General features: G+C 58.2%; 20 protein-coding genes. 17 read left to right on the top strand and 3 right to left on the bottom strand.

Annotated elements, in window-relative coordinates; genetic code table 11:
• Positions 1-18: 18 nt before the first annotated feature.
• From ABIQ96_RS14585 to ABIQ96_RS14505, 17 genes are all read left to right on the top strand, one after another.
• The gene (locus ABIQ96_RS14585; protein WP_348215341.1) at positions 19-1728 is read left to right on the top strand and encodes an arylsulfatase; all 1710 of its coding nucleotides are present in this window, start codon (positions 19-21) and stop codon (positions 1726-1728) included.
• A 90-nt stretch (positions 1729-1818) separates the two neighbouring features.
• Positions 1819-1974, top strand: coding sequence for a hypothetical protein (locus ABIQ96_RS14580; RefSeq protein ID WP_348215340.1), 156 nt, complete (start codon positions 1819-1821; stop codon positions 1972-1974).
• Between the two features lie 28 nt (positions 1975-2002).
• Positions 2003-3685, top strand: a complete 1683-nt coding sequence (locus ABIQ96_RS14575) for an arylsulfatase (RefSeq protein WP_348215339.1) — start codon at positions 2003-2005, stop codon at positions 3683-3685.
• Positions 3686-3779: 94 nt separating this feature from the next.
• Positions 3780-4445: a tetratricopeptide repeat protein gene (locus ABIQ96_RS14570; protein WP_348215338.1), complete on the top strand. Its 666-nt coding sequence runs from the start codon at positions 3780-3782 to the stop codon at positions 4443-4445.
• Between the two features lie 58 nt (positions 4446-4503).
• Positions 4504-5949 (top strand): DUF1254 domain-containing protein, encoded by a 1446-nt coding sequence (locus ABIQ96_RS14565; RefSeq protein ID WP_348215337.1) that lies wholly within the window; start codon positions 4504-4506, stop codon positions 5947-5949.
• A 58-nt stretch (positions 5950-6007) separates the two neighbouring features.
• Positions 6008-7450, top strand: coding sequence for a DUF1254 domain-containing protein (locus ABIQ96_RS14560; RefSeq protein WP_348215336.1), 1443 nt, complete (start codon positions 6008-6010; stop codon positions 7448-7450).
• 91 nt (positions 7451-7541) lie between these two features.
• A complete protein-coding gene (locus ABIQ96_RS14555) occupies positions 7542-8540 on the top strand; it encodes an HAD family hydrolase (RefSeq protein WP_348215335.1) in 999 nt (332 codons plus the stop codon).
• A gap of 182 nt (positions 8541-8722) precedes the next feature.
• Positions 8723-9484 (top strand): hypothetical protein, encoded by a 762-nt coding sequence (locus ABIQ96_RS14550; RefSeq protein WP_348215334.1) that lies wholly within the window; start codon positions 8723-8725, stop codon positions 9482-9484.
• A 111-nt stretch (positions 9485-9595) separates the two neighbouring features.
• Entirely contained in the window at positions 9596-10210 is a 615-nt protein-coding gene (locus ABIQ96_RS14545; RefSeq protein ID WP_348215333.1) for a hypothetical protein, read from the top strand.
• A gap of 70 nt (positions 10211-10280) precedes the next feature.
• Entirely contained in the window at positions 10281-10961 is a 681-nt protein-coding gene (locus ABIQ96_RS14540; RefSeq protein WP_348215332.1) for an ion channel, read from the top strand.
• Positions 10962-11140: 179 nt separating this feature from the next.
• The gene (locus ABIQ96_RS14535; protein ID WP_348215365.1) at positions 11141-11905 is read left to right on the top strand and encodes a transporter; all 765 of its coding nucleotides are present in this window, start codon (positions 11141-11143) and stop codon (positions 11903-11905) included.
• A gap of 76 nt (positions 11906-11981) precedes the next feature.
• Positions 11982-12695 carry an ion channel gene (locus ABIQ96_RS14530; protein ID WP_348215331.1) on the top strand — a complete coding sequence of 238 codons (714 nt, stop codon included), beginning with the start codon at positions 11982-11984 and terminating at the stop codon, positions 12693-12695.
• Positions 12692-14260, top strand: coding sequence for an alpha/beta fold hydrolase (locus ABIQ96_RS14525; protein WP_348215330.1), 1569 nt, complete (start codon positions 12692-12694; stop codon positions 14258-14260). The genes ABIQ96_RS14530 and ABIQ96_RS14525 overlap by 4 nt, the downstream gene beginning before the upstream one ends.
• Positions 14260-14985 (top strand): LssY C-terminal domain-containing protein, encoded by a 726-nt coding sequence (locus tag ABIQ96_RS14520; RefSeq protein ID WP_348215329.1) that lies wholly within the window; start codon positions 14260-14262, stop codon positions 14983-14985. The genes ABIQ96_RS14525 and ABIQ96_RS14520 overlap by 1 nt, the downstream gene beginning before the upstream one ends.
• Before the next feature lie 44 nt (positions 14986-15029).
• Complete coding sequence (locus ABIQ96_RS14515) at positions 15030-16031, top strand: DUF4105 domain-containing protein (RefSeq protein WP_348215328.1); 1002 nt, start codon at positions 15030-15032, stop codon at positions 16029-16031.
• Positions 16032-16133: 102 nt separating this feature from the next.
• Entirely contained in the window at positions 16134-16721 is a 588-nt protein-coding gene (locus ABIQ96_RS14510; RefSeq protein ID WP_348215327.1) for a YSC84-related protein, read from the top strand.
• Between the two features lie 631 nt (positions 16722-17352).
• Positions 17353-19896, top strand: a complete 2544-nt coding sequence (locus ABIQ96_RS14505; RefSeq protein WP_348215326.1) for a COR domain-containing protein — start codon at positions 17353-17355, stop codon at positions 19894-19896.
• Positions 19897-19905: 9 nt separating this feature from the next.
• On the opposite strand, the gene ABIQ96_RS14500 is transcribed toward ABIQ96_RS14505, so the two are convergent.
• The 3 genes from ABIQ96_RS14500 to ABIQ96_RS14490 form a co-directional block, all read right to left on the bottom strand.
• Positions 19906-20391, bottom strand: coding sequence for a DUF3368 domain-containing protein (locus tag ABIQ96_RS14500; RefSeq protein WP_348215325.1), 486 nt, complete (start codon positions 20389-20391; stop codon positions 19906-19908).
• A complete protein-coding gene (locus ABIQ96_RS14495; RefSeq protein ID WP_348215324.1) occupies positions 20388-20654 on the bottom strand; it encodes a UPF0175 family protein in 267 nt (88 codons plus the stop codon). Before ABIQ96_RS14495 ends, ABIQ96_RS14500 begins: the two co-directional genes overlap by 4 nt.
• Positions 20655-20802: 148 nt before the next feature.
• Positions 20803-24300 carry a DEAD/DEAH box helicase gene (locus ABIQ96_RS14490; RefSeq protein WP_348215323.1) on the bottom strand — a complete coding sequence of 1166 codons (3498 nt, stop codon included), beginning with the start codon at positions 24298-24300 and terminating at the stop codon, positions 20803-20805.
• Positions 24301-24379 lie beyond the last annotated feature (79 nt).

Genomic DNA, 24379 nt, shown 5'->3' with positions numbered 1-24379 from the left:
CAAACCGAAGAACAAACCATGAAACGAAATCTAATCAACGGCGGTCTATCGCTGCTGACCGTCTCGGCGACGCTCATTTGCGCTGCCGCTCCAGTTCAGGCGCAGACCAAGAAACCTAACATCCTCTTCATCATGGGTGACGACATCGGCTGGATGCAGCCGGGCTGTTATCACCGCGGCCTGATGGTCGGCGAAACGCCGAACATCGATCGCATCGCGAAAGAGGGCGGATTGATGATGACCTACTACGCCGAGCAGAGCTGCACGTCTGGGCGCAATGCCTTCATCACCGGCATGCATCCGCTGCGCACGGGCATGATCCCGCCGCAAATGCCGGGCAGTCCGTCGTATTTGCGACCCGGCACCCCGTGCCTTGCTCAGTTCCTCCTCGACCTGGGCTACAACACGGGTCAGTTCGGCAAGAACCATCTGGGCGACCACCCCGATTCGCTGCCGACCGCCCACGGGTTTCAGGAATTCTGGGGCTACCTCTATCACCTGGACGCGATGCAACAGGTCAGCTTCCCGGACATTAACAAGAGTCCGACCGTGCAAGGCATTGCGCCGCCGGCCCAACAAATTCCGATCCCCGGCGTGCCACCCTTCCCGGGCGCTGTCGATCCCATGACCACCACCGCTTTGACGCCTCCGCGCAATGTCCTTTGGATGAAATCGCCAGACGGCACGGCGGCGAAGCAGATGGGTCACGACGAAGGTCCGCTGACCTTGGAACGCTCCAAATCTGTGGACGAGGAAATCTCGAGTCACGCCATTGACTGGCTCGATCGCAACGCGCCCGCGAAGACCGGCAAGCCGTTCTTCTGCTGGTATAATCCGGCCCGCATGCACATCACGACCGTGTTCTCAGATAAATACGCGGCCATGCTAGGTGAGACCGGCGGCAAAGACTGGGGCATCCAGGAAGTCGGCATGAAGCAGATGGACGACAACATCGGCTACGTCTTCAAGAAACTCGAAGAACTGGGCGAGATGGATAACACCATCATCGTCTTCACGACCGACAACGGCGCCGAGCAGTTCACCTTCCCCGACGGCGGCATCACGCCGTTCAAGGGCTCGAAAATGACCACTTGGGAAGGCGGCATGCGCGCTCCCTGCGTCATTCGCTGGCCGGGGCAAATCAAGCCGGGAACGATCTACACCGATATCTTCGCGTCGCTCGACTGGCTGCCCACGCTCGTCGAAGCCGCCGGGGGACCCAAGGGCAACGACCTGAAGGCGCAAATCGAAAAGGGAGCCTATAAAGGCATCGTAAAAACGACGCTGGACGGGGTTAACCAGCTTGATTACCTGACCGGCAAATCGGAGAAGTCCGCGCGCGACACCTTCTTCTACTACGACAGCACGACGCCCTCGGCCGTGCGCTACAAAAACTGGAAGCTGATTTTCGCGATCGCCGACGAAAGCGCGTTTGGCTTCCTGAATGGACCCAAGTCCCAGTTCATGGCCGGCGTCCTCAACCTCAAGCGCGATCCCTTCGAGTCGAGTTGGGGCGAGGATAAAAAGGCGGGCGGCTGGGTGATGGGCTCGCTCGCCGCGCCGAGCACGGCATATTTATACGACTGGAACATCCTGCCTCTCGGCCAGTTGTTGTGGCTCAAGGAGCTCGAGAGCTACAAGGCGTTCCCGCCTCTTCAGGCTCCGGAGAGTTGGAACTTGGATCAGGTCATGGCGCAGGTCAGGAACGTGAAACACGGGAGCCAGTAGTTCGATTGTGAAACACGCGGGCCGTCTCTCACGAGGCGGCCCGCGAATTCACCAGCGAAAACAACTCCTTCTCAGACCAAACCGAACAACATGAAACTCACCAAACGATCATTCCTCCACCGCGCACTAGCCGGCGGCATCGTCGCTGTTGCTTTGCTCTCTACCAATCCGCCGACTTACGCGGCTTCCATCCGCGAAACCCGGATCAATGGCCAATCGCCAAACACTCTCCGCGAATACCCCTGAAAAAGACACATAGCAAAAAGACAAACCAATGAAACGAAATCTAATTACCGGTAGCTTATCGCTGCTCATTGCCTCGGCGGCGCACATAGGCCTCGCCCTTCCGGCGCAGGCTCAGGAAAAGAAACCAAACATCGTATTAATCGTCTCCGACGACTTTGGTTACGGAGACGCGGGATGTTACGGAGGCGGCGAGGGCCGCGGAATGCCGACGAAGAACCTTGATCGCATGGCAGGAGAAGGCATGCAGTTCATGTCCTTCTACGCGCAGCCGAGTTGTACGCCGGGTCGCGCCGCGATGCAGACCGGGCGCTTTCCAAATCGCAGTGGCATGACCACCGTGGCTTTCCAAGGCCAGGGCGGCGGACTGCCCAAGGCGGAGTGGACGTTGGCCTCACAGCTCAAGACCGGCGGATACAAGACCTATTTCACCGGCAAATGGCATCTGGGCGAGGCGGATTACGCGCTGCCTAATGCCCACGGCTATGACGTGATGAAGTGGATGGGCATCTATCACTTGAACGCCTACACCTATGGCGACCCGACCTGGTTCCCCGACATGCCGGAATCTTTGCGTGCCATGTTCCAAAAGGTGACCAAAGGCATGATGTCCGGAAACGCGGGCGAGACGGCGAAGGAAGACTTCAAGGTCAACGGCCAGTATGTGGACAAACCGGGTGCCCCGATCACGATCGACGGCGTAACCTACCCTGACGGCGTAGTCGGCATTCCTTATCTGGACGCCTATATCGAAAAGGCAGGTCTGGAATTTCTTGATGACGCGGCCAAGCACCCGGAAACGCCGTTCTTCATCAACATCAACTTCATGAAGGTGCATCAACCGAATATGCCGCACCCTGACTTCGAGCACAAATCGATGTCGAAAAGCAAGTATGCCGATTCCGTGGTCGAGAACGACGCGCGGATCGGCAACGTCATGACCAAAATCCACGACCTCGGCCTGGACAAGGGCAACACGCTCGTCTTCTGGACCACGGACAACGGGGCTTGGCAGGACGTCTATCCGGACGCCGGTTATACCCCATTCCGGGGCACCAAGGGCACCGACCGCGAAGGCGGCAACCGCGTCCCGGCCATCGCCTGGATGCCCGGAAAGATCAAGCCGGGGACAAAGAACAGTGAAATCATCGGCGGATTGGATTTCATGGCTACCTTCTCTTCGCTTGCTGGCCTCAAACTGCCGGAAAAGGATCTCGAAGGGCAACCTTGCATGTTCGACAGTTATGACATGACGCCGGTTCTCTTTGGCACCGGTCCGTCCCCGCGGGAAACGTGGAGCTACTTCACCGAAAATGAGCTGCTGCCCGGAGCCATCCGTTATCATAACTACAAGTTCCAATTCAACCTGCGCGGCGACGATGGCGCTCACACCGGCGGTCTGGCCGTTGACACCAACCTCGGCTGGAAAGGCGCTGAGAAATACGTCGCGACCGTGCCGCAGATCTTCGACCTCTGGGCCGACCCGCAGGAACGTTACGATCTGTTCATGAATAGCTTCACCGAGCGCACGTGGCTCGCCCCGGTCATGGGCATGGAACTGGAGCGCATTGGCAAGACCTTCGCCAAGTATCCGCCGCGCAAGCTGCAGAGCGAAGGTTACGACGGCCCTGTCACCATCTCTGGCTATCAGAAGTTTGAAAGCGTGAGGAAGCAGCTTGAAGCCTACAAGATTGACCTCCAGCCCGGCCAATAAGCCGCGTTTGATTCGATTGTGAAACGCGCGGGCCGTCTCTCACCAGGCGGCCCGCGAATTCACCACCGAAAAGACAGAAGGCACTATGAAATCCATGAGACAAACCATTCACCTCGCTGCGACCATCTTCACATTGGGGTTGGTTCCAGGTGCTATGATCATCCCGGCGCTGGCAGGGATGAAGGAGGGCATCGCGGCCTATGAAGCCGGAAACCTGCCTTTGGCAGCCAAGGAATTCCGCGCGGCTGCGGAAAAAGGCGACGCCGACTGCCAATTCAATCTGGCCTTGATGTATGAGCAGGGAATGGCGGTCACCAAAGACGAGAAAGAAGCGGTTGTTTGGTATCGGAAATCCGCGGAGCAGGGCAATGCCAACGCGCAATTCAATCTCGGCGTGCTCTATGAACATGGCCGTGGCTGCGCCGTGGATTTCGCACAAGCCAACCAATGGTATCGCAAGGCGTCGGTGCAGGGCGATGCGCTCGCCATCGGCAATCTCGGCATGCTCTATCTGCGCGGCGATGGCGTGAAAGCGAACACAATCGCAGGCCTCGCGCTGTTGCTCCGGTCAGCGACGATGGACGCTTCACCGGAAAACCATGCCAAGATGAACATCGCGAAGACCAAGGGTCTGACCCGCGAAGCGGTCGCCACCGCCCAGGAACTATCGGACAAACTGGCGAAAGCGAAAAACCTGCTGATCCCGCTGGATGAGTATTTGAAAACCACGACGCCTCCCGCCGCCAGTGAGGTGGAATAACTCGGAAGGCATCCCGAGGAACAATTAAAACAATGGCGAAATCGCCCAAACCATCACCATGAAACTAACCAAACTAACTTTCTTCAAGCGGGCACTGGCCGGCGGCGTTGCCGCCGTCGCTTTGCTCACGTCGAAACTGCCGGTCCACGCGGCGCCCATCACCCCGGAGGAAGCCCACGCCATCGCCGTGGATGCCTACCTTTATCTTTATCCACTCCTTACGATGGACGTGACCCGGAAACAGCTTTCGAACATCGAGCCGGGGAAACAATTCGGCAAAGGGCCGATGAATATGTTCGTTAGCGTGCCCGAGTATCCGCCGGCAGATTTCAAGGCGGTCGTGCGCCCGAATTTCGACACGCTCTATTCCAGCGCGTGGCTGGACCTGACGAAGGAACCTTTGATCGTCGCTGCACCGGATACCGGCGGGCGCTATTACCTGCTGCCGATGCTGGATATGTGGTCGGATGTCTTCGCCTCGCCGGGCTGGCGCACTACTGGCACGCAGGCGACCGGATTTCTCGTAACCCCACCGGGCTGGACGGGCACGTTGCCAGACGGCCTGACGCAGATCAAAGCTCCCACCCCGTATGTCTGGATCATTGGTCGCACCAAGACCGATGGGGCGGCGGACTATGATGCCGTGCACAAAATTCAGGCCGGCTATAAAATCACGCCCCTATCGCAGCAGGGTAAAGCCGCGGAGCCCGCGGCGGTAAAGATCGACCCGAGCGTGGATATGAAGACGCCACCGAAACTACAGGTAGATGGCATGGCCGGGGAAAAATACTTCACCTATGCCGCTGAGCTATTAAAGGGGAACCCGCCGCACTCCACCGATCAGCCGATTGTTGCGCAGATCAAAAGTATCGGCCTCGAGCCGGGCAAGAGCTTTGACTATGCGAAGCTCGATCCCGCAGTGAAGCAGGCGGTGGACAGCGCGCCCGCGGAGGCGCAGAAGCTGATGGCTTGGAAGATGCCTACGCTTGCCCGCGTGGCGAATCACTGGCTCATGAACACGGATACGATGGGTGTGTATGGCAACTACTACCTTAAGCGTGCTTGTGTCACCCAATGGGGACTTGGCGCCAACCTGCCGGAGGACGCGGTTTATCCGAGCAACCTCGGCGATGAGTCCGGGAAGCCACTGGAAGGCGCGAGCCAATACGTGATCCGTTTCGATAAGGCGACGCTGCCGCCAGTTAATGCCTTCTGGAGCATTACCCTCTACGATGCGGACGGCTTCCAAGTTCCTAACTCGATCAATCGCTTCGCCGTCAGCAGTTACATGCCTTTCACCTTTAATAGTGACGGTTCGCTGGACCTTTACATCCAAAATCAAAGTCCCGGCAAAGGCAAGGAAGCCAACTGGCTACCTGCGCCCAAGGGAGGGTTCAATCTGCTCATGCGCCTCTACGCGCCCAAATCCGACGCGCTCACCGGCAAATGGAACCCTCCCGCTGTCACGAAAGTCACAGATCCAATGCTCTTCCAGGCAGAGTGAACCGCCCACAAGATAGGTCGTTCAAAACCCCTACTAACAACACCTACGTAACTCTACTATGAAACTAACTAACCGAACCGTCCTGCGCCGAGCCTTGGTTGGCGGCATTGGCGCCGCCGCCTTGCTCTCCACCAACCTCCCGAGCCACGCCGCCCCGCTCACTGCGGCGGAAACCACCGAACTCGGCACCGAAGCCTATATCTACGGGTATCCGCTCGTGACCATGGAATATACCCGTCGCGTGATGACCAACGTCGCCAAGGTCGAAGGCTCGCGCGCCCCGATGGGGCAGCTCGGAGCCATGCGGAAATATCCCGATCCGACCTTCCTCGATGTCACCGCCCCAAATGCCGACACCCTTTATAGCTTTGGCTTCTTCGATGTCAGCAAAGAGCCCTTCGTGCTCAGCCTGCCAGAAGCCAAGGACCGCTATTATCTCTTCCCAATGCTCAGCGGTTGGACCGATGTCTTTCAGGACCCGGGCAAGCGCACGACAGGCACCGGCCCGCAGAAGTACGTCGTCACCGGCCCCGGCTGGGCTGGCACGTTGCCGGAGGGCGTGAAGGAATACAAATCGCCGACGGGCATCGTCTGGATTCTCGGCCGCATCTATTGCACGGCCACGCCGGAGGATTACGCGGCGGTGCATAAGATGCAGGACGAGATTTCGGTCGTGCCCCTCAGTGCCTACGGCAAGCCTTACACCCCTCCGGCGCACGAGGTCGACCCGAGCATCGACATGAAAACCGCCGTGCGCGAGCAAGTGAACGCGCTCAATGCAGAGACTTACTTCAGCCTCCTGGCCAAGCTGATGAAGGATAACCCGCCCGCATCCGCCGATGCGCCGATGGTGGCAAAGCTCACTAAACTCGGGATCACGCCCGGCGAGGCCTTCGACGCCGGCAAGCTCGGGGCGGACGGCGCGAAAGCGCTGGCCGAGGTGCCAAAGCTCGGCGTGGAAAAGATTATGGGCTGGTTCAAGGGCGGAATCGCCGCAGGCGACGGAAAACTGGAGAACGGCTGGCTCTTTTCCATTAAGACCGGCCTCTACGGCACGAACTACATCCAACGCGCCTTCGTCACCGCCATCGGCCTCGGAGCGAACCGTCCGCAGGACGCCATTTATCCTACTTCAGAGGCGGACGCGGAAGGCAAGCCCTACAGCGGCGCGAACAAATACGTCATGCACTTTGACAAAGGCCTGCTCCCGCCCGCCCAAGGCTTCTGGTCGCTGACGATGTACAACGGAGGATACTTCTTCGTCGCCAACCCGCTCAACCGTTACAGCATCAGCGCCCGCCAGGACCTCAAGGCGAATGCGGACGGCTCCGTGGACCTTTACCTCCAAAACGAAAGCCCTGGTGCGGACAAGGAGTCGAACTGGCTCCCCGCGCCAAAGGACAAATTCATCCTCATGCTCCGCCTCTACTGGCCCTCGGAAAAGAACCCCTCGATCATCGACGGGACGTGGAAAGTCCCGGCGGTGAAGGTGGTGGAGTGACCCGCATGCGCCCGTCAACCACGCGGACTGCCTCTCCCTGATGTGGCCCGCGTATTCACTAGCGAAATGAACAAAACCGGCAAACCAGAACATGAAAACGATCCATACCCACATCGCCCTCCTGGCTGTGGCCATCGCGGGGCTCGCCCACATTCAGGCCCAGGACCCGCTCCCCGCGTGGAATGACGGTCCTGCCAAAAAAGCCATCACGGCTTTCGTCGGAAAAGTAACGAAGGAAGGGAGTTCCGACTTCGTGCCGCCCGCCGGGCGCATCGCCACCTTCGACAATGACGGCACGCTCTGGGCGGAGCAGCCGATGTATTTCCAAATGCTCTTCGCGCTTCACCGTGTGGGAGTGCTCGCGCCCCAACATCCCGAGTGGAAGGACAAGGAGCCTTTTGCTTCGCTGCTCAAGGGGGATGTGAAGGCCGCACTGGCGGGTGGTGAAAAGGCGATGTTGGAAATCGTCATGGCCACCCACGCCGGGATGACCACGGCGGAGTTCGAGCAGGTCGTTAGAGAATGGATCGCAACCGCGGAGCATCCGAAATTCAAGAAGCCCCTTATCGAGTGTGTCTATCAGCCGATGGTCGAACTGCTCGCGTATCTGCGCGCGAATGGTTTCAAGACCTTCATCGTCTCCGGTGGCGGCATCGAGTTCATGCGCCCATGGACGGAGAAAGTTTACGGTATCCCGCCCGAACAGGTCATCGGCAGCAGCATCAAAACAACGTATGAAATGCGCGACGGCAAGCCGGTGCTGGTGCGGTTGCCGGAGATCGATTTCATCGACGACAAGACCGGCAAACCGGCTGGCATCAATTCGCACATCGGCCGCCGCCCCATCGCCGCCTTCGGCAATTCCGATGGAGACCAACAAATGCTGGAGTGGACGCAAGCCGGTGGCGGCGCACGGTTGATGATGCTGGTGCATCACGATGACGCCGAGCGCGAGTTCGCTTACGGTGCGGAGTCGAAGATTGGCACGTTCAGCGACGCGCTCATGGCTGAGGCGAAGAAGAGCAGTTGGGAGGTGATCAGCATGAAGAACGATTGGAAGACAATTTTCGCCTTCGAGGTATCCCATTGAAACATGATGAAAACCATTTCTCCCCCAATACGATCCGGCGCCAGTGAAACTGACCCAACGAACGTTCCTCCACCGGTCTTGGTTGGCTCCATTGTTGCCGTCTCATTTCTCCCGACTCCATTTTCAAACCCGGCACCGAAGCCTGGATTTACGGATAGGCACCTGTCCCCTTACAAATAACCATGTACGGCCTGATTCATCACCCGCTGCTGGTGTTTGCGGTTTCCCTGCTGCTCTTGTGGCTTTCGGCACGGCTCGGCAGACGGCTGATCGGACGACAGTGCCAGTTGGAAGAGGAATTGCGCGCGGACTTTGTCGTGATCCTGGGAGCGACGTTGACCCTGCTGGGACTGATCATCGGATTCAGCTTCTCCATGGCCATGGTTAGGTACGACCTGCACAAGGGGCGAGAGGCCGCGGAGGCCATCGCAATCGAGACGGAATACGTCCGCGCCGGCCTGTTGCCCGCCTCCGATGCGGAAAAGCTGCGGACGATGCTGAAGCTCTACCTCGGCGAGCGGATCAATTTCTATCAGACTGCCGGCGACTCCGAACTCCGGTCGATCGCCGCCCGCACGGCCGTGTTGGAAGCCGGGATGTGGTCCTGTGTCATGACAGCCGCCGATGCGCGGCCGACCCCGGTCATCGCCCTGACCGTATCGGGCTTGAACGACGTGTTGAACTCGCAGCGTTTCACCCAGGCCGGCTACTGGAACCGGATTCCGCTGGCGGCATGGGGGATGATGGGCGTTATCGGCATCGGTTGCAACATGCTCGTCGGCTATGGTTCGCGCAGCCTGACCGCGAGGTCCTGCATGCTGCATGTCCTGCCGGTGCTCGTCTCGATCTCCTTCATGTTCATCGCGGACATCGACAGCCCCCGGCACGGCATTGTCCGCGTCCTGCCCCAGAATCTGACAAACCTAGCCGGGTCGCTGAGCTAGTTCCCACATTCGATGTTGAAACGAACGGAGCGACTCCCTATCACCAGTAAGACTGTCCGTCACATCCGCCCTGGAGCGAAAAATTCCCTAGCAACCACTAAACAACAAATCATGTTAGCCTCCCATCCTATGAAGACCAACCCCATCAAATCCGCCGCACTGGCGCTCCTGCCAGCGGCTCTGCTCGCCCTCGCTTCCTGCTCCACCTCCATCCCCGGAGAGCAGAACACCGAGGTGAAAAAATCCGCCACCGGCACCACCGTCATCGACACGTTCAAGGCCACCGCGACGGTGACCTCCATCGACAAAGCGAACCGCAAACTCACACTCACGTTGTCCGACGGTAAGCGCAAGACGGTCACCTGCGGCCCGGAAGTGGTAAACTTTTATTCGATCCACATCAATGATCAGGTCAAAATCACGATGATGGACGAGCTCGCCGTTTATTTGGACAAGGGCAAGACCATGAGCACCACGGATACCTCGACTGTCGGCCTCACGCCGCTGGGTGCCAAGCCGGGAGTGGTCACGGCGGATACGGTGAGGTCGGTCGTGAAGGTCACTGCTATCGACACTACCGCCCGCAAGGTGACATTTGAAAACAAGGACGGTGTCTCGAAGACTCTCAAGGTAGGCGACCACATCGACCTGAAGAAGGTGAAGGTGGGGGATACCGTGACAATCCGCAGGACCGAGGCCATGGCGATCCTGGTCGAGACACCCTGATTTGCGGATCTTTCATCCGAAAGGGTCCGCGGGCGCTAACGGAAGCCGCGGGCCAAACCTGTTCCAACCGATGTCGTCATCGCCGAAATCCAACAGTTGCGGATCGAATCACGCCGCCGTCAAGCTGCTGGTCGCGCTGGGGATTTTCATGGTGACATTGCCGTTCGTGCAGGAGATGGCCGACGGAGATCTGATCGAATCGATCGTGCTGACCGTGGTCATGTTCGCGGCGGTGCGGGCGGTGGGAGGCCGCCGCCGGACCCATCTGATCGCGCTGGCGCTGCTGGTCCCTCCGCTGGCGGGCAAGTGGATCAACCATTTCCACCCGGAGCGGATCTCTCCGCTCGTTTACATCGTGGGGACGATTGTTTACTTCGGATTCGTCGTGGCGCATCTGTTGCGTTTCATCGTGCGGGCGCCGCGCGTGGATGGGAACGTGCTCTGTGCCGGGGTTTCCGGTTTTTTGCTGTTAGGATTGCTGTGGGTGCCGGCATACATGCTGGTGGCCCGCGTGAATCCGGCCGCGTTCACGCTGCCGGCCGGCACCGTAATGAACGGCTTCGGCGCCTTTTATTTCAGCTTCATCACGCTTTGTACCGTGGGTTACGGGGACGTCGCGCCGGTGTCCAACTTCGCCCGGATGCTGGCGGTGTTGGAGGCGGTGACCGGACTCTTCTACATGGCGGTGCTCGTGTCGCGGCTGGTGTCGATGCATTCTTCAGGCCATTCCTCGGACAGGGACGTGCCTTGATTTTTCGATGAATCATCAGCCTTGATGTTTCGGGGGAAATACATTCCTATCGTGCAGTCGGGAAATCGTGCGGACCTTGCCCGCGTGTCTTCCGACAGGTCTTACTCCACCCCCGATAGAATACCAATACCATGAAACTAACAACCACCGCGCTCGCTCTGGAAATCCTCGCGTGCACGATGCCCCTACACGCGGCGACAGTCGCGGCATCCACCGCCGACGAGCAGGCCAAGCTTGCCGAGCAACTGAACAATCCGGTCGCCGCGCTGATCAGCGTGCCGCTGCAATCCAACTGGGACTTTGGCATCGGGCCGAAGGATGCCTACAAATACACGCTGAAGATCCAGCCGGTGGTGCCGATCACGCTCAATGCCGATTGGAATGTCATTTCCCGGACCATCCTCCCGGTGATCGATGCCGAGTCGCCGGCTACCGGCATTGATAGCGCTTCCGGTCTGGGAGACACGACCCAGAGTTTCTTCTTCTCGCCGAAAGAGCCGACCGCGGGCGGATTGATCTGGGGTGTCGGACCTGCCTTTCTCCTGCCGACCGCCAGCGACGATCTGTTGGGAAACAATCAATGGGGTGCCGGCCCGACGGTCGTGGCGCTGAAACAAAAGGACGGCTGGACCTACGGGATGTTAGCCAACCAGATCTGGTCGTTCGGCGCGAGTGACGAACAGGTGAGCGCGCTCTTTGTGCAGCCCTTCGTTTCCTACACGACGAAGATGCATACGACGTTTTCCCTCAACACCGAGTCCACTTATGATTGGGAGAACCGCGAACTGTCGGCTCCGATCAACCTGGCGGTGGCCCAGCTTGTGAAAATCGGCGAGGTGCCGGTGCAGTTCCAGTTGGGCGGACGCTGGTATGCGGATGGTCCCGACGGTGGTCCCGAGTGGGGACTGCGCTTCGCCATCACCTTCCTGTTTCCGAAGAGCTAAGCGATCGTCCTGCTCCCGCCAGTTATCTGCCGCGTGAGTTTGGGGAAACGACGGACCAGAAACAGGCCGAATTCTAATGACTGCCACGACGCTCCTATCGCAGAACGTCCGCCGCCACCGGGTATGGAAATACTCGACGGTGCATCTTTTGTGCGCGCTGGTTTTGCTGATCGCGGCCACGCCGTTCATCGAGAATTCCCATAACGGAAAGTACGTTGAGACCGCATTGATGACCTTGGTCCTGATCTCGGCCGGCCTTGCGGTGGGAGGGCAGCGTAAAATGCTGGGGCTGGCGATGTGGTTGCTGTTTCCGACAGTTTTGGTCAATTGGTTCCACCACCTGTTTCCGAAACTGGTTCCACCGACGGCTCATCTCGTTTGCAGCGTCTTGTTCATCGGGTTTATCATCGTCTGCATCCTGCGTTTCATCATGAATGCCAGGCGTGTTGATTCCGAAGTGATCAGCGCGGCAATTTCCGTTTACCTCATGTTCGGCCTGCTTTGGACCTCCGCCTATCTGATCACGGGCCAGCTCAATCCGAATGCCTTTTCGATCCATACCGACCCCAGGGATCCCCAGACGATGACGAGTTTCAACGCCCTCTATTTCAGCTACACGTCATTGTGCACGCTGGATTTCGGCGACATCATTCCCGTTTCAAAAGCGGCGCGCACGCTGGCCTTCATGGAGGCGATCACCGGCATGCTCTATGTGGCGATCCTGATTTCCCGGCTGGTTTCGATGTATGCGCCGGCGACCGTTTCCCAAGACACCGATTCAAAATCATGAAGATTTATCTAACCCTCCTGACGACTCTCGCATTGGCGGGCTGTGCAAAATTCGCCACGGTGAAGGTGATCAAGCCGCAGCTCGCGGGATTCACGGTCAAGACCAGCACGGACCCGCTGGTGATGATCGATGAATATGTCGGAGCGGCGGAAACCGCATGGCACAAGCTCGAACGGAACCCGGCGGATGACCAGGCCATGCGGGATTATAACTTCGCCGTCTCCAGAATCTGCGGAACCCTGCGGACCTCCAAGCTAACACCTTGGACCGCGCCAATCAGGCTGGCCTCCCACACGCTGGCGTGGGAACACGATTCACGGCCCGAACGGAACCCGTCGAAATACGATTTCATCCCCTCCGACGAACTTAAGATCACGGGGAAATACATGGATGTCCGCGAGGTCAAGGCCGGGATCGGTGCGCCGTTGGTTGCGAAGCGAATCGCCGATCAAGTCCATGAGCTGGCACCGACGCCGCATTTCTACTATAATGTGACCGCCACGGCCAACTTCGTCGGATCGCGTTGCGTAATTTCAATCGATGAGCCGCTCGAACAGGAAACGGTGCGCGTCGGTCAGCGTACTTGGCCGCTCGCCGCGGACTATACCGCTCCGCTGGCGATGATGCTGGTGGAGATGGAGCCGGAAAAACTGAACATCCCGCGGTTGCTCCATCCCGCGGAGTTTGCCGCCACCACCCGGATCGCGAGGCTGGAGCCCTACAATCCTAACAAGACTGTGGTGCTTTTGGTGCATGGCCTGGCTTCGTCTCCCACCACGTGGTTTCCGTTACTGAATCATCTGCGGGGCGATCCCGAAATCCGCGACCACTATCAGTTCTGGTTCTACAGCTATCCGAGTGGCTATCCCTATCCGTATTCGGCCGCCATTCTCCGGCAGGAACTCGATCAGGCGGAGAAGCGCTATCCGTCGAAGAAGAAGATGGTCGTGATCGGCCACAGCATGGGCGGCTGCATCAGCCGTGTGCTGATCACCGACAGCGGGCACCGCATCTGGGATAAGATGTTCACCGTTCCTCCGGAGAAAATGGACGTGAGTTCCGAGGACAAGCACATCCTTACCGAGTCCTCGATCTTCAGCCATCGCCCTGAAATCGGCCGTGTGATCTTCATTTCCACGCCTCATCGCGGCAGTGACCTTGCAACCAACTGGCTCGGCCAGGCTTTCACCCGCCTCGTGAAACTACCGGCAACGATGGTGAGTATCGGGCTCGACGACGCCCGCTATCAGCGGAGCGCGAACGGGCTAAAGCACATCAGCCGGTTCCCGGACAGCGTGGATACGCTGGCTCCTAACAATGATTTCGTGGTTGCCCTGAATGAAATACCGATCAGTCCCGACATCCCATACCACACCATCGCCGGTGACCGCGGGAAAGGGGATTCACCGAATTCGAGCGACGGCGTCGTGCCTTACTGGAGCAGTCATCAGAGTGGTGCTCGTTCGGAATTGGTCGTCCCATCGCATCATGGCGCGCACCAAACGAGCCAGGCGATTGCCGAAGTGGATCGCATCCTCCGGGAGAACCTCAAATCCTCACGGTAATGTCCGACCACGCATCCCACCCGCGCCGGAGAGCCTCGCACTGGGGCAAGATCGTTCTCGTCCTCCTCGCGATCTATCTGCTGATTGCCTACATCGTGATGCCGCAGTTGGACCGGAGGAAGGTCCACAGGCATCCCGACCTTGAAGCCGGCGAACACCTCACGCGGACGGGAACGGGGCTTCCCGGTGATCCGCTCGATATCTCCCTCGTCGGCAGCGAAGCCGATGTCGTCCTCGCCCTGCACGCGGCCGGTTGGGATCCTGCCGACCCGCTGAGTTTCGACAGCAGTGTGCGCATCGCGGTGGATACCGTTTTCAACAAGCCGGATCCGAACGCCCCGGTGAGCACGCTCTATCTGTTCGGACGGAAGGAGGATCTCGCGTTTGAAAAACCGGTGGGTCACAGCCCGAAAGAACGCCATCATGTGAGGCTGTGGAAATCCAAGGAACCGAAGGACGGTCGTCCGCTGTGGCTTGGCTCGGCGACCCACGATATCGGTGTCGAACTCAGCCGGACGACAGGGCAGGTCACCCATCACATCGCTGCCGACGTGGACACCGAACGTGACATGCTCATTTCCGAACTGAGCGCTGCAAAGCATGTCCTGGAAACGACCTGGATCGATGGCTATCAAACCGTCTTGCAGGGCAGGAACGGAGGCGGCGACCCGTGGCACACCGATGGACGGCTTCCCGTGGTCAAGTTAACCGAAACGCAGCCGTGATGTCCTCAACGCCAACAAGGATGGGGATTCTCCGCTGTTGTGGAGTGGCAGTAGTCGCTGTGGTCATCGTGATCGCATTGGCGTGGGCGTACGGAGCGTTGCATTTCGACGGTCCGTCCAAGGCGCTGGCGATGGTCCAAGTCGTTGCGATCCTCGCGGTGTTCATTTTCGTGAAGCGTTGGTGTCGCAAACTTTCCATTTTCGGCCTCTGGTTCGCCATCGTGCTGGCATGGTGGCTCTCGCTCAAACCAACCAACGTGGGTGACTGGCAGGACGATGTCGCGCAGCTTCCGTGGGCTGAGGTCGATGGGGATGAAGTGATTCTGCACAACGTACGCAACTGCGAGTATCGGACGGAGAGCAACTATACGGCGCGCTGGGAAGACCGGACGGTGAGGCTTTCGAAGATCACCCATGTCGACATGGCGATCTGTTATTGGGGATCTCCGTGGATGGCGCATCCGATTCTCAGTTTTCAGTTCGAGGATGCCCCGCCACTGTGTTTTTCCATCGAGACGCGCTACAAGGTGGGGCAGAGCTACTCCGCGATCGGAGGACTCTATCGGCAGTTCGAGTTGGTTTACATCGCCGCCGACGAGCGTGACATCATCCGCGTCCGGACCAACTACCGGAAGAACGAGGATGTCTATCTATTCCGCCTTACGGCCGGGCCGGCCGAATGCCGCGAGCGTTTTCGCGAGTATGTCCGTTCCATCAACGCGCTTCGTGATCATCCGCGGTGGTATAATGCCATCACGACGAACTGCACCACGGCGATCCGGCACCAGCATCCCGCAGCCGAGCGCTCGCGGTGGGACTGGCGAATGCTGGTCAACGGCAAGGGCGACGAACTCATGTACGAACGCCACAACCTCGTGACGGACGGGCTGTCTTTTACCGAATTGAAACAGCGGGCGTTGATTAATCCCACCGCGAAAGCAGCAGGCGATTCGCCGGATTTCTCCGCGCTGATCCGTGCCGGTCGGCCCGGGATGGAGGTCGTGAAACCCGCCGAAACGGATTCGGCAGTGAAACCCGATCGGTAACCGGATCGATGTCCCGGATTCATTGGTGTAACTGATATTTTTACTGGAAATCCCGGGCCGGAAGAATAAAAACGGGACGTCTATCCCTAGAAAACCAAAATCATGAAATCGAAAATACTCGCACTCGCCTTGACGTCCGCCGGCACTCTAACACTTATTCCCGGTTGCGCCACCAACGACCCGATTACCAACGCGAACGCCTCCACTTCGAGCGGTTCGAAAATCGCCGGTGATTCGCGCAAGGCGCTGGCATCGCTCTACGCCCAGAACCCCGCAGCCAAAGCCATCGGCAAAAAGGCAAAAGGTGTGCTGGTGTTCCCGTCGATCGTCAAGGGAGGCCTCATCGTGGGAGCTCAGGCTGGAAATGGAGCGTTGATCCGCGGCGGCGGAGAGATTGGTGGTTTCTATCAGACCACCGCGGCGTCCTACGGACTCCAGGCCGGGGTTCAGGAATTCGGCTACGCGCTTTTCCTCGTGGATAAGGAGGCGTTCGACAGCCTCAATCGCAGCGGCGGCTGGGACATCGGCAGCAGCCCGAGTCTGGTCGTCGTGGACAAGGGAATGGCCACAACCATGTCCACCACCACTCTCGACAAGGGAACCTACGCCTTCATCTTCAACCAACGTGGTCTGATGGGTGGCATCGGTCTCCAGGGATCGAAGATCACCCGGATCCATCCGCGCGAATAGTTTCGATAGGCCGGGCAGCAATGCCCGGCCTTTTTTAGGCTCAGTCGGCGACGGTCTATAGTCGCCATGACTTCCGGCAACCGGTCCATTGATTCATCAAGGTTCGGTTATCCGACAAAAAAGCCCGGCAGCAATGCTGGGCTTTTCGCTGATGGTTGATAGGGGCTTCCGGATTATTTGATCTCGTCGTCCTCGTCGATGTTGTGGGTGAGGATGCGGTAGGCGATAGCCTTGTTTTTCTGGCCGATCCTGCGCGCTGTACTGGATTAGCTCCCCACGGATGATGAACGCACATTGCGCCTGCTGTTTCGACCTCCCTGCCTATGGATGAGGATCGGGCGTTTTACCCTCACTGGCCTCTCCAGCAGAGTCACCGTGCAATAACCTCAGCGCCGTGAACGACGCCGGAGTTGGCGCGGTTTCGGAAATAGTGTCCATCGGCTTGCCGTTATTGGCCTCAGCGCTTTTTGAAATCTCCGCCGTGAAGAGCGAGCCACTCCCACGGCGGACTTGTTTTCCAGAGTCATCCCGCCAGACTATCGGTATGAATCGGGACGAGTGCTTCGATGAAGCAAGACGGCGGATCGCGATAGAAGCGGAGGAAAAGACGGGAAATCTTGATCTATCGGGGTTGAACGAACTCGATGTTTTGCCTGATGAGATTTCGAATCTGGATAATTTGAGGGCGCTTGATTGTTTTAATAGTCATGTTGGCGACCTGACTCCACTGAGTGGTTTAAAGAGCATGCAGTGGCTGAATTGCTCTTGGACCCGGATCGATGATTTGAGTTCGTTGAGCGGCTTGACCAGCCTCGAGTCTCTGGATTGTTCCGGCACCCGAATCCGCGACCTTAGTCCTCTGAAGAATTTGATCAATCTCCGTATGCTTCGGTGCGGTAAAACGCTGGTTACGGATTTGGGTCCGTTGAAATCCTTGGTCAATCTCTGGTCGCTTAACCTGCTTCGATGCAGGATTACGAACCTTCCGCTAGAACTGCTGAATTCCCCGGCACTGGAGAGATTGGAGTTTATAGGAGTCCATTTAGTCGGGACACCGCCTGAGTTGTTTCAGACTGAGAATTGCTTGGAAGCACTGCGCAGCCACTTCCGAGACCTCGAAGCGGGGGAGGAACTGCTGCCGGATGTGAAGGTGATCGTGTTGGGCAACGGGAGAATTGGGAAAACGCAGCTCTGCGGGCAGCTCAAGGGGGAAGCGTTCAAAGCAGACGCGGAGAGCACTCACGGGATTACGGTTTCCAGCACCGAGCTGGGAAATGATCGTCTACATCTGTGGGACTTCGGCGGTCAGGATCTCTATCACGGCACGCACGCGCTCTTCATGCGGACGCGGGCAGTTTTCGTGATTCTATGGACACCGGATTCTGAAAACCTGCATGAGGATGAGTGGCAGGGTATGACCTTTCGGAACCACCAATTGGACTATTGGTTGCAAATGATGAAGCACTTGGGAGGAAAGGAAAACCCGTTGCTGATTGTGCAATGCCGCTGTGATACGCCTGAGGATGAGCTGGGTCATCCTCCGCTGCAGGCCGGGCTGTTGGGAAAATTCCCCTATCACAAGCTACTCCATCACAGTTCTGCCACACCACGCGGACTCTCGGCTCTCAGGGAAGCACTGACGGATGCGGTAAAGTGGATGCGTTCCAAGCAAGGTGAGGTGAAGATCGGTGCCGGGCGGCTTCGGGTAAAGCGCCGGCTTGAAACCCTCCGCGAGGTCGATGCCTCCAGACCGGTGGGCGAGCGCCAGCATCGATTGGTTTCCCAAGAGTTTTTCCAGGGGATTTGTAAGAACGAGGGCGGAGTGTCTGATCCGTCGGCCCTGCTCTCCTATCTGCACGAATGCGGGGTGATCTTCCACCGGCCGGGGCTGTTTGGCGATCAAATCATTCTGGATCAGGGGTGGGCGCTGGAGGCGATTTATACGGTTTTCCATAGGACGCAATGTTGGCGGCAGCTCCGCTGTCTGAACGGGCGTTTCACCCGCGCCTTGCTGGAGGCTCTGGTGTGGCAGGGTCACAGTCGGGACGAACAATTGCTATTCCTCAGCATGATGGAGTCCTGTGGCATCTGCTTCGTCCTCCGGGAACTGGAAGATGGGGAGAAGGAATATATCGCGCCTGATCTGTTGCCACCGATGGAGGACGTAACAGACGAGCTAACCGCTCGATGGGGAGAGGAAGGTCCGGACCAGTCGCATATCTATGATTTTCCTTACGAACATCCGGGCTTGGTTACCGCCGTGATTTCCAAGGTGGGCGCTATGGCGGGGATCGATGCGCTCTACTGGAAAGGCGGTTTCTGCGGGTATGAGAAGAATTCCCGCAGCAGGGTGAGAATCCGGCAGATTTCGACCGGCTATTCGGGAAAGGAAATGCATATCAAGGTGGAGACCAAGGGCGGAGATGCCAAAGCTCTGATCCGTGAGATCTCCAAATCCGTCGAGCAAGCGGCTTATCATGCCGGTTGTCGCCAATGGGGACGTGAACAGGAAAACGAAGATCTGCTGCGGGTGATGAAGGGGCTGCCGATGCGGAATAGTCGAGAACCGGATGAAGATCAGGACAAGGAGACGAGTCTTGAATTCATTCAAGAGCCGAGGGATGGCAGGACCTACGCCGTCTCCTACGCATGGACGGATGAAAGCACCAAATTTGTGGACGAACTCTGCGAACGGGCTGAAAAAGATGGCGTTACCGTCCTCCGGGACAAAACTGCATTGGGATTGGGAGAGCGGCTCACGCAGTTCATGCAAAGGCTGGCTGAGCAGGACCGGGTATTCGTGATTCTGAGCAAGAAGTATTTGGAATCACCTTATTGCATGTTCGAGCTGCTGGAGGTTTGGCGACAGAGTAAGATGGACGGTAGGGAATTTTTGAAGAGGGTGCGCTGCTTCGCTCTGCCGGATGCAGAATTCTCAAACGAGACACAACGATTCGATCGTGCGCTGTATTGGGACAATAAGTTCAACGAACTGGACGCTCGGGTAAGGACACGTCCCAAGCTGGTAACTGAGGAAGATTTTCGCCGCTACAAGCGGATGCTGGATTTCGCCCATCGGGTAGGTGACATTCTCAGCGTGATGGCCGATACCCTTCAGCCTCGGACACTCGATGACCTGATGAAACATGGATTCTACGGGTCGCCGCCGGAATAAAATCGATCCTCATTCTCCGGCGAGCCGGGCAATTTCGGCTACGATCCTGTCCGATAGCCAGTAGCCGTTGCTCCGCATCCGGTCGATCAATGGTCTCACTTCGCCGATCAGGTTGGCCCGCTTGGCTTCGACGAGAAGCCGTCCGGTGCCGATTACCGCAAGACCATGGATGCCGCGTGCGATCCTACGGCCCTTCAGTTCGTCCATCAGGATCAGGGATGCGGATGAATGGATGGCAAGGGCGATGGTGGCCGCCTCACCTTTGTCTAGCAGGGATTCCAGCAATGGATCGATCCTGATCTGAAAGTCTGACTGTTGAATCCATGGCGCGTTGGATAACAGATTAGCTCCGGCTCCCTTGCTTCCGCCCGCCTCTACCTCGTTCCTTACTTCCCGAGCCACAAATACCACGTCGAACAAATCCCTTAAAATGCCCAACTGCCCAATCCCGGCCAGTGCGATGAGCGGACCCGCGTTACAAACCACGGTGCTCATACGCGGCTGGGCAGCGGTGTGGAGAACTCAGCTTCGATTTCCGCTTCGTCCCAATTCACGCTGTCCACTCCCCATTCCCGACAGCCGAGCAGGAACTCGCGGCGTCCCACGCCCGCGAATTGCGCGGCTTGGCCACTGGTGAATTTGCCCACTTCGAAGAGTTTCACCGCGGCCGCCATCTTGGTATCCTGTGCGAAGTGGAGGGCATCGGTTCCCATGGGTATCAGCCACGTTTCCGGATACTCCATCGTGATCGCGTTCATGTGGGTAGAATAGGGGCAGCGCTTCGAGCTGTCAATTGAACGGCGGGAAAGGGAGTTCGGAAGGAATAGGCGAGAGTGCACATACACAAAACAAAGCCCAAGCTACCGGAGAAACCAGCGGCTTGGGCTTTGTGGAAGGGGAGTGATCTTATTTGATCTCGTCGTCCTCGTCGATGTTGTGGGTGAGGATGAACTGGAGGTCATCCAGACCGAGGTTCGAGGCGAAGCCTTCGTCGCCGAGCACGTTGGTGACGAGCTGGGTCTTCTGGTGTTGAAGGATCCGGATCTTCTCTTCCACGGTGTCGCGGGTGAGGAGGCGATAGGCGATGACCTTGTTCTTCTGACCGATCCGGTGGGTTCGGTCGATGGCTTGGTTTTCAACGGCGGGGTTCCACCATGGATCGTAGAGAATGACATACGATGCCGAGGTGAGGTTGAGGCCGGCGCCACCCGCCTTGAGCGAGAGCATGAAGACGGACGGGTCCTTGGTCGTCTGGAAGCGCTCGATTTCGCCTTTCCGGTCCTTAGTCTGGCCGGTGAGGTAGTTGTAGGGGCGGTTTTCCAGTTCGAGGCGCGCCTTGATGAGGTCGAGCATCGAGACGAACTGCGAGAAGACGAGCACCTTGTGGCCTTCCTCGTGGAGCTGATCCAACAGATAGAACAGCGATTCCATCTTGGCGGATTCCTCCTTGAGGTACTTCGGATCGATGAGACCCGGGTGACAGCAGATCTGGCGCAGGCGCATCAGACCCTGAAGGATGGCGAAGGAGTTTTTCTTCACCGCTTCGTCGGAATCGAGTCCTAACAAGGCCTTCTGGATCCGCTTGAGCTCGTTCTTGTAGAGCTCGACCTGGATACCTTCCATCTTCGAGTAAACTTCTTCTTCGGTCCGTGGCGGAAGGTCCTGGGCAACCTGCAATTTTGTCCGGCGCAGCAGGAACGGGCGGAGACGCGAGGCGAGACGGGTCTGGCTGAGCGGGTCCTTGCGTTTGTCGAAGCGCTTCTTGAAGTAGGCACGGCTGCCGAGCACGCCGGGCATGGCGAAGGCCATGAGCGACCACATGTCGAGCAAGCGGTTTTCAATCGGCGTTCCCGTTAGGACCAGGCGGTTTTGGGAATCGAGCTCGCGGGCGCACTTGGCGGCCTTGGAGTCCGGGTTCTTGATCTGCTGACCTTCGTCAAGGATGGTGGTGAGCCACTTGATGCCGTTGAGTTCCTCGCCGCAGACGCGGAGCTGGGCGTAGTTGAGGACGAGGATGTCGATGTTGTTCTGAATGTGGGGAACATCGATATCGTCGCGGTTCTTGAGGATTTTGACCTTGAGGTTGGGAGCGAATTTTCCCGCCTCGCTGAACCAGACGTCCAGAACGGATTTCGGACAGACAACGAGGGCCGGCTTTTTGATGCCACCGGTTTTCGCGTGCTCCGCAAACAGCCAGAGCAGATAGGTGAGGGACTGGATGGTTTTTCCAAGACCCATGTCATCGGCGAGAATTCCGCCGAAATTGTTGACCGATAGATAGGCGAGGAATTTGAAACCGTCGATCTGATAGGGCCGCAGTGTGGCGTTGAGCTCGGAAGGGACATCCGGGTTGACTTCGAGCTGGATGTCGCTGGCGCGGTTCTTGATGCGTTCCCATGCCTTCGGGTCGAAGACTTCGGCGGCCTTCGGATCGGCAAGCTGGAGGGCGTGCATCCGGTGGGTTTCGCCGGAGAGATCGAAGGGATCGAGACCGAGGCGGGTGACCGCTTCGCGCTGGTCGGCATCGAGTTTGATTTCGAGGCGCATCCAAGAGCCGTCTTCCATCCGGACGTAACCGCCGCGGGCGGCGACGAGTTGGCGGATCTGGGCTTTGGATAGATTGACGCCCTGCACGTCGATGACGATGCGGAGGTCGAACCAGTCGATGTCCTGGCCGACGACTTCAAAGCGGACGGCGGCGGTGACGGGATCGGCGAGGATCGAACGCAGGCGGAGATCGATATCGAGCTCGATGTTTTCCGGCATCGCCTTGATCCATTCCGCGAATTTTTCGGGGAATTGTTTGGTGATGCGGGATTTGAACGAAAGGAGCTTTTCGTCGTAGGTGAGGCCCATCTCATCGAGGATGGAAGGGACTGGATAGAGATCCTCACGGGCGAAGCGGAGGAGCTGCTTGCCTTTGACTGGTTGTTGTTCGGCGAGCTCCCAGCCTTCCTTGGTGAGGCGCTCGGTGCGGCGGCCCTTGGTTTCGATGGCGTTGACATCGATGACAAGGTGCTCGGTTTCTGCTGCGGTTAGGCCGGCGACGAGGCTCATGGAGAACTTCGGTTTCAGTTCAAGATCGACGACGCGTTTCTTGAGCGACTCGGGAAGAGACGCGCCGATTTTTCTGAGGAATTCCACGCCTTCGAGCGAGTCAATGACGCGAATCGGAATCAGGTAGCGCGGCATGACGTCGGTTTCCTCAAGCCAGCGTGGCGGGCCGGGGAAAACGGTTTCGTCGGACTGATAGAGTTCCTTGCGGCCGGGAAGCAGTCGGACCGAGTGGGAGACGTTTTCGCCGGATGCGGTGACAAGCTGGAGTGCGAAACTCTTGGGATCGTATGGATCGTCCTCGCAGACCCAAGAGAGCTTTTCCTCGACGACCTTGAATTCCTTTTCGTCGAGGTTGACGATGTAGCCCTTGAGCGCGGGCTGGCGGAAAACGCGGTTCATGAACCGGCAGGATTCCTCCTGGTCGAAGTCGAGGGTGGTGTCGCCGTATTTTCGATAGAATGCGAGATAGTGTTCCCACAGCGTCTGACTGGAGGCGTCCATCAGGAGGGCGGCCTCGTGGTGGAGGTTGACGTAGTTCTCGATGTCGTTTTTCTCGCGGAGCTGGATCCACACGCCGGCCTTCTCCTCCTTCACTTCGAGGCGGGCCTCGTTGATCGTGGCTACCAAGCGGAAGCCGACGTTGAGCGGTGCGTCCTGCGGCGGGCGTTCGTTGACCTGTTCGATACGCTCATACCAGGCGGCGACTTCGCGCTCCTGTTCCCAGTCCGCCATTTTTTTCTGCACGTGACCGAGATCGGTGATCACGCTCATGAACTCGGGGTAGGGGAGTTTCTTTTTGTAGAAGGCGTAGGCGATGTAGTTCCAGAACTCCAGGATGTCGCCGGGCGGCATCGGCCACAGCTCTAACGGCTCGTAGGTAGTGATTTCCCAACGCGGGGTGATCCGGACCATGTCGTGGTCGTGGAGCTCGCCCTCGATGACATAGCGGCGGTAGCGCTTTTCGATTTTCGTGACGAAATCCGCTTCCTTGTCGTCGAGTTCACGGCCGAGTTTTTCCTCGATGATGTCGAGCACCGGCGTGTCGTCGAATTCGTTAGGCGACTCCGGCAGATCCTCGCCGCGGTGCATGCGCTCCATCATCGTCGCATACTGGCAGGCACCGGCGATCAGCTCGTCCTCTGCGGTGCAGGAGCCGAACCAACGGTTGCCTTGCAGGCGGAGGCTGGTGCGGAAAGTGCCAGCTTCGTCCTCGACCCGGCCTTGGATGAAAAGGTGGTTTCCGAAAATCTGGGTAACGGCACCGTCTTTCTGAAGCATTTCACCCCTTTTTCTAGCCTCCTCGGGAAAACTGTTGAGGAAGTTGAGGGTCGCTCGATCTGGATTCATCGCGTCTTTGGAATGTGAAAAAATGACCCGGAAATTTCCGCGCAAAGCATTTTGCCATGCCACGCATCGCCGGGACGCG

It is taken from the genome of Luteolibacter sp., from assembly GCF_039920825.1.
Taxonomy (GTDB): domain Bacteria; phylum Verrucomicrobiota; class Verrucomicrobiia; order Verrucomicrobiales; family Akkermansiaceae; genus Luteolibacter.
This window is presented reverse-complemented; position numbering and strand designations above follow the sequence as displayed.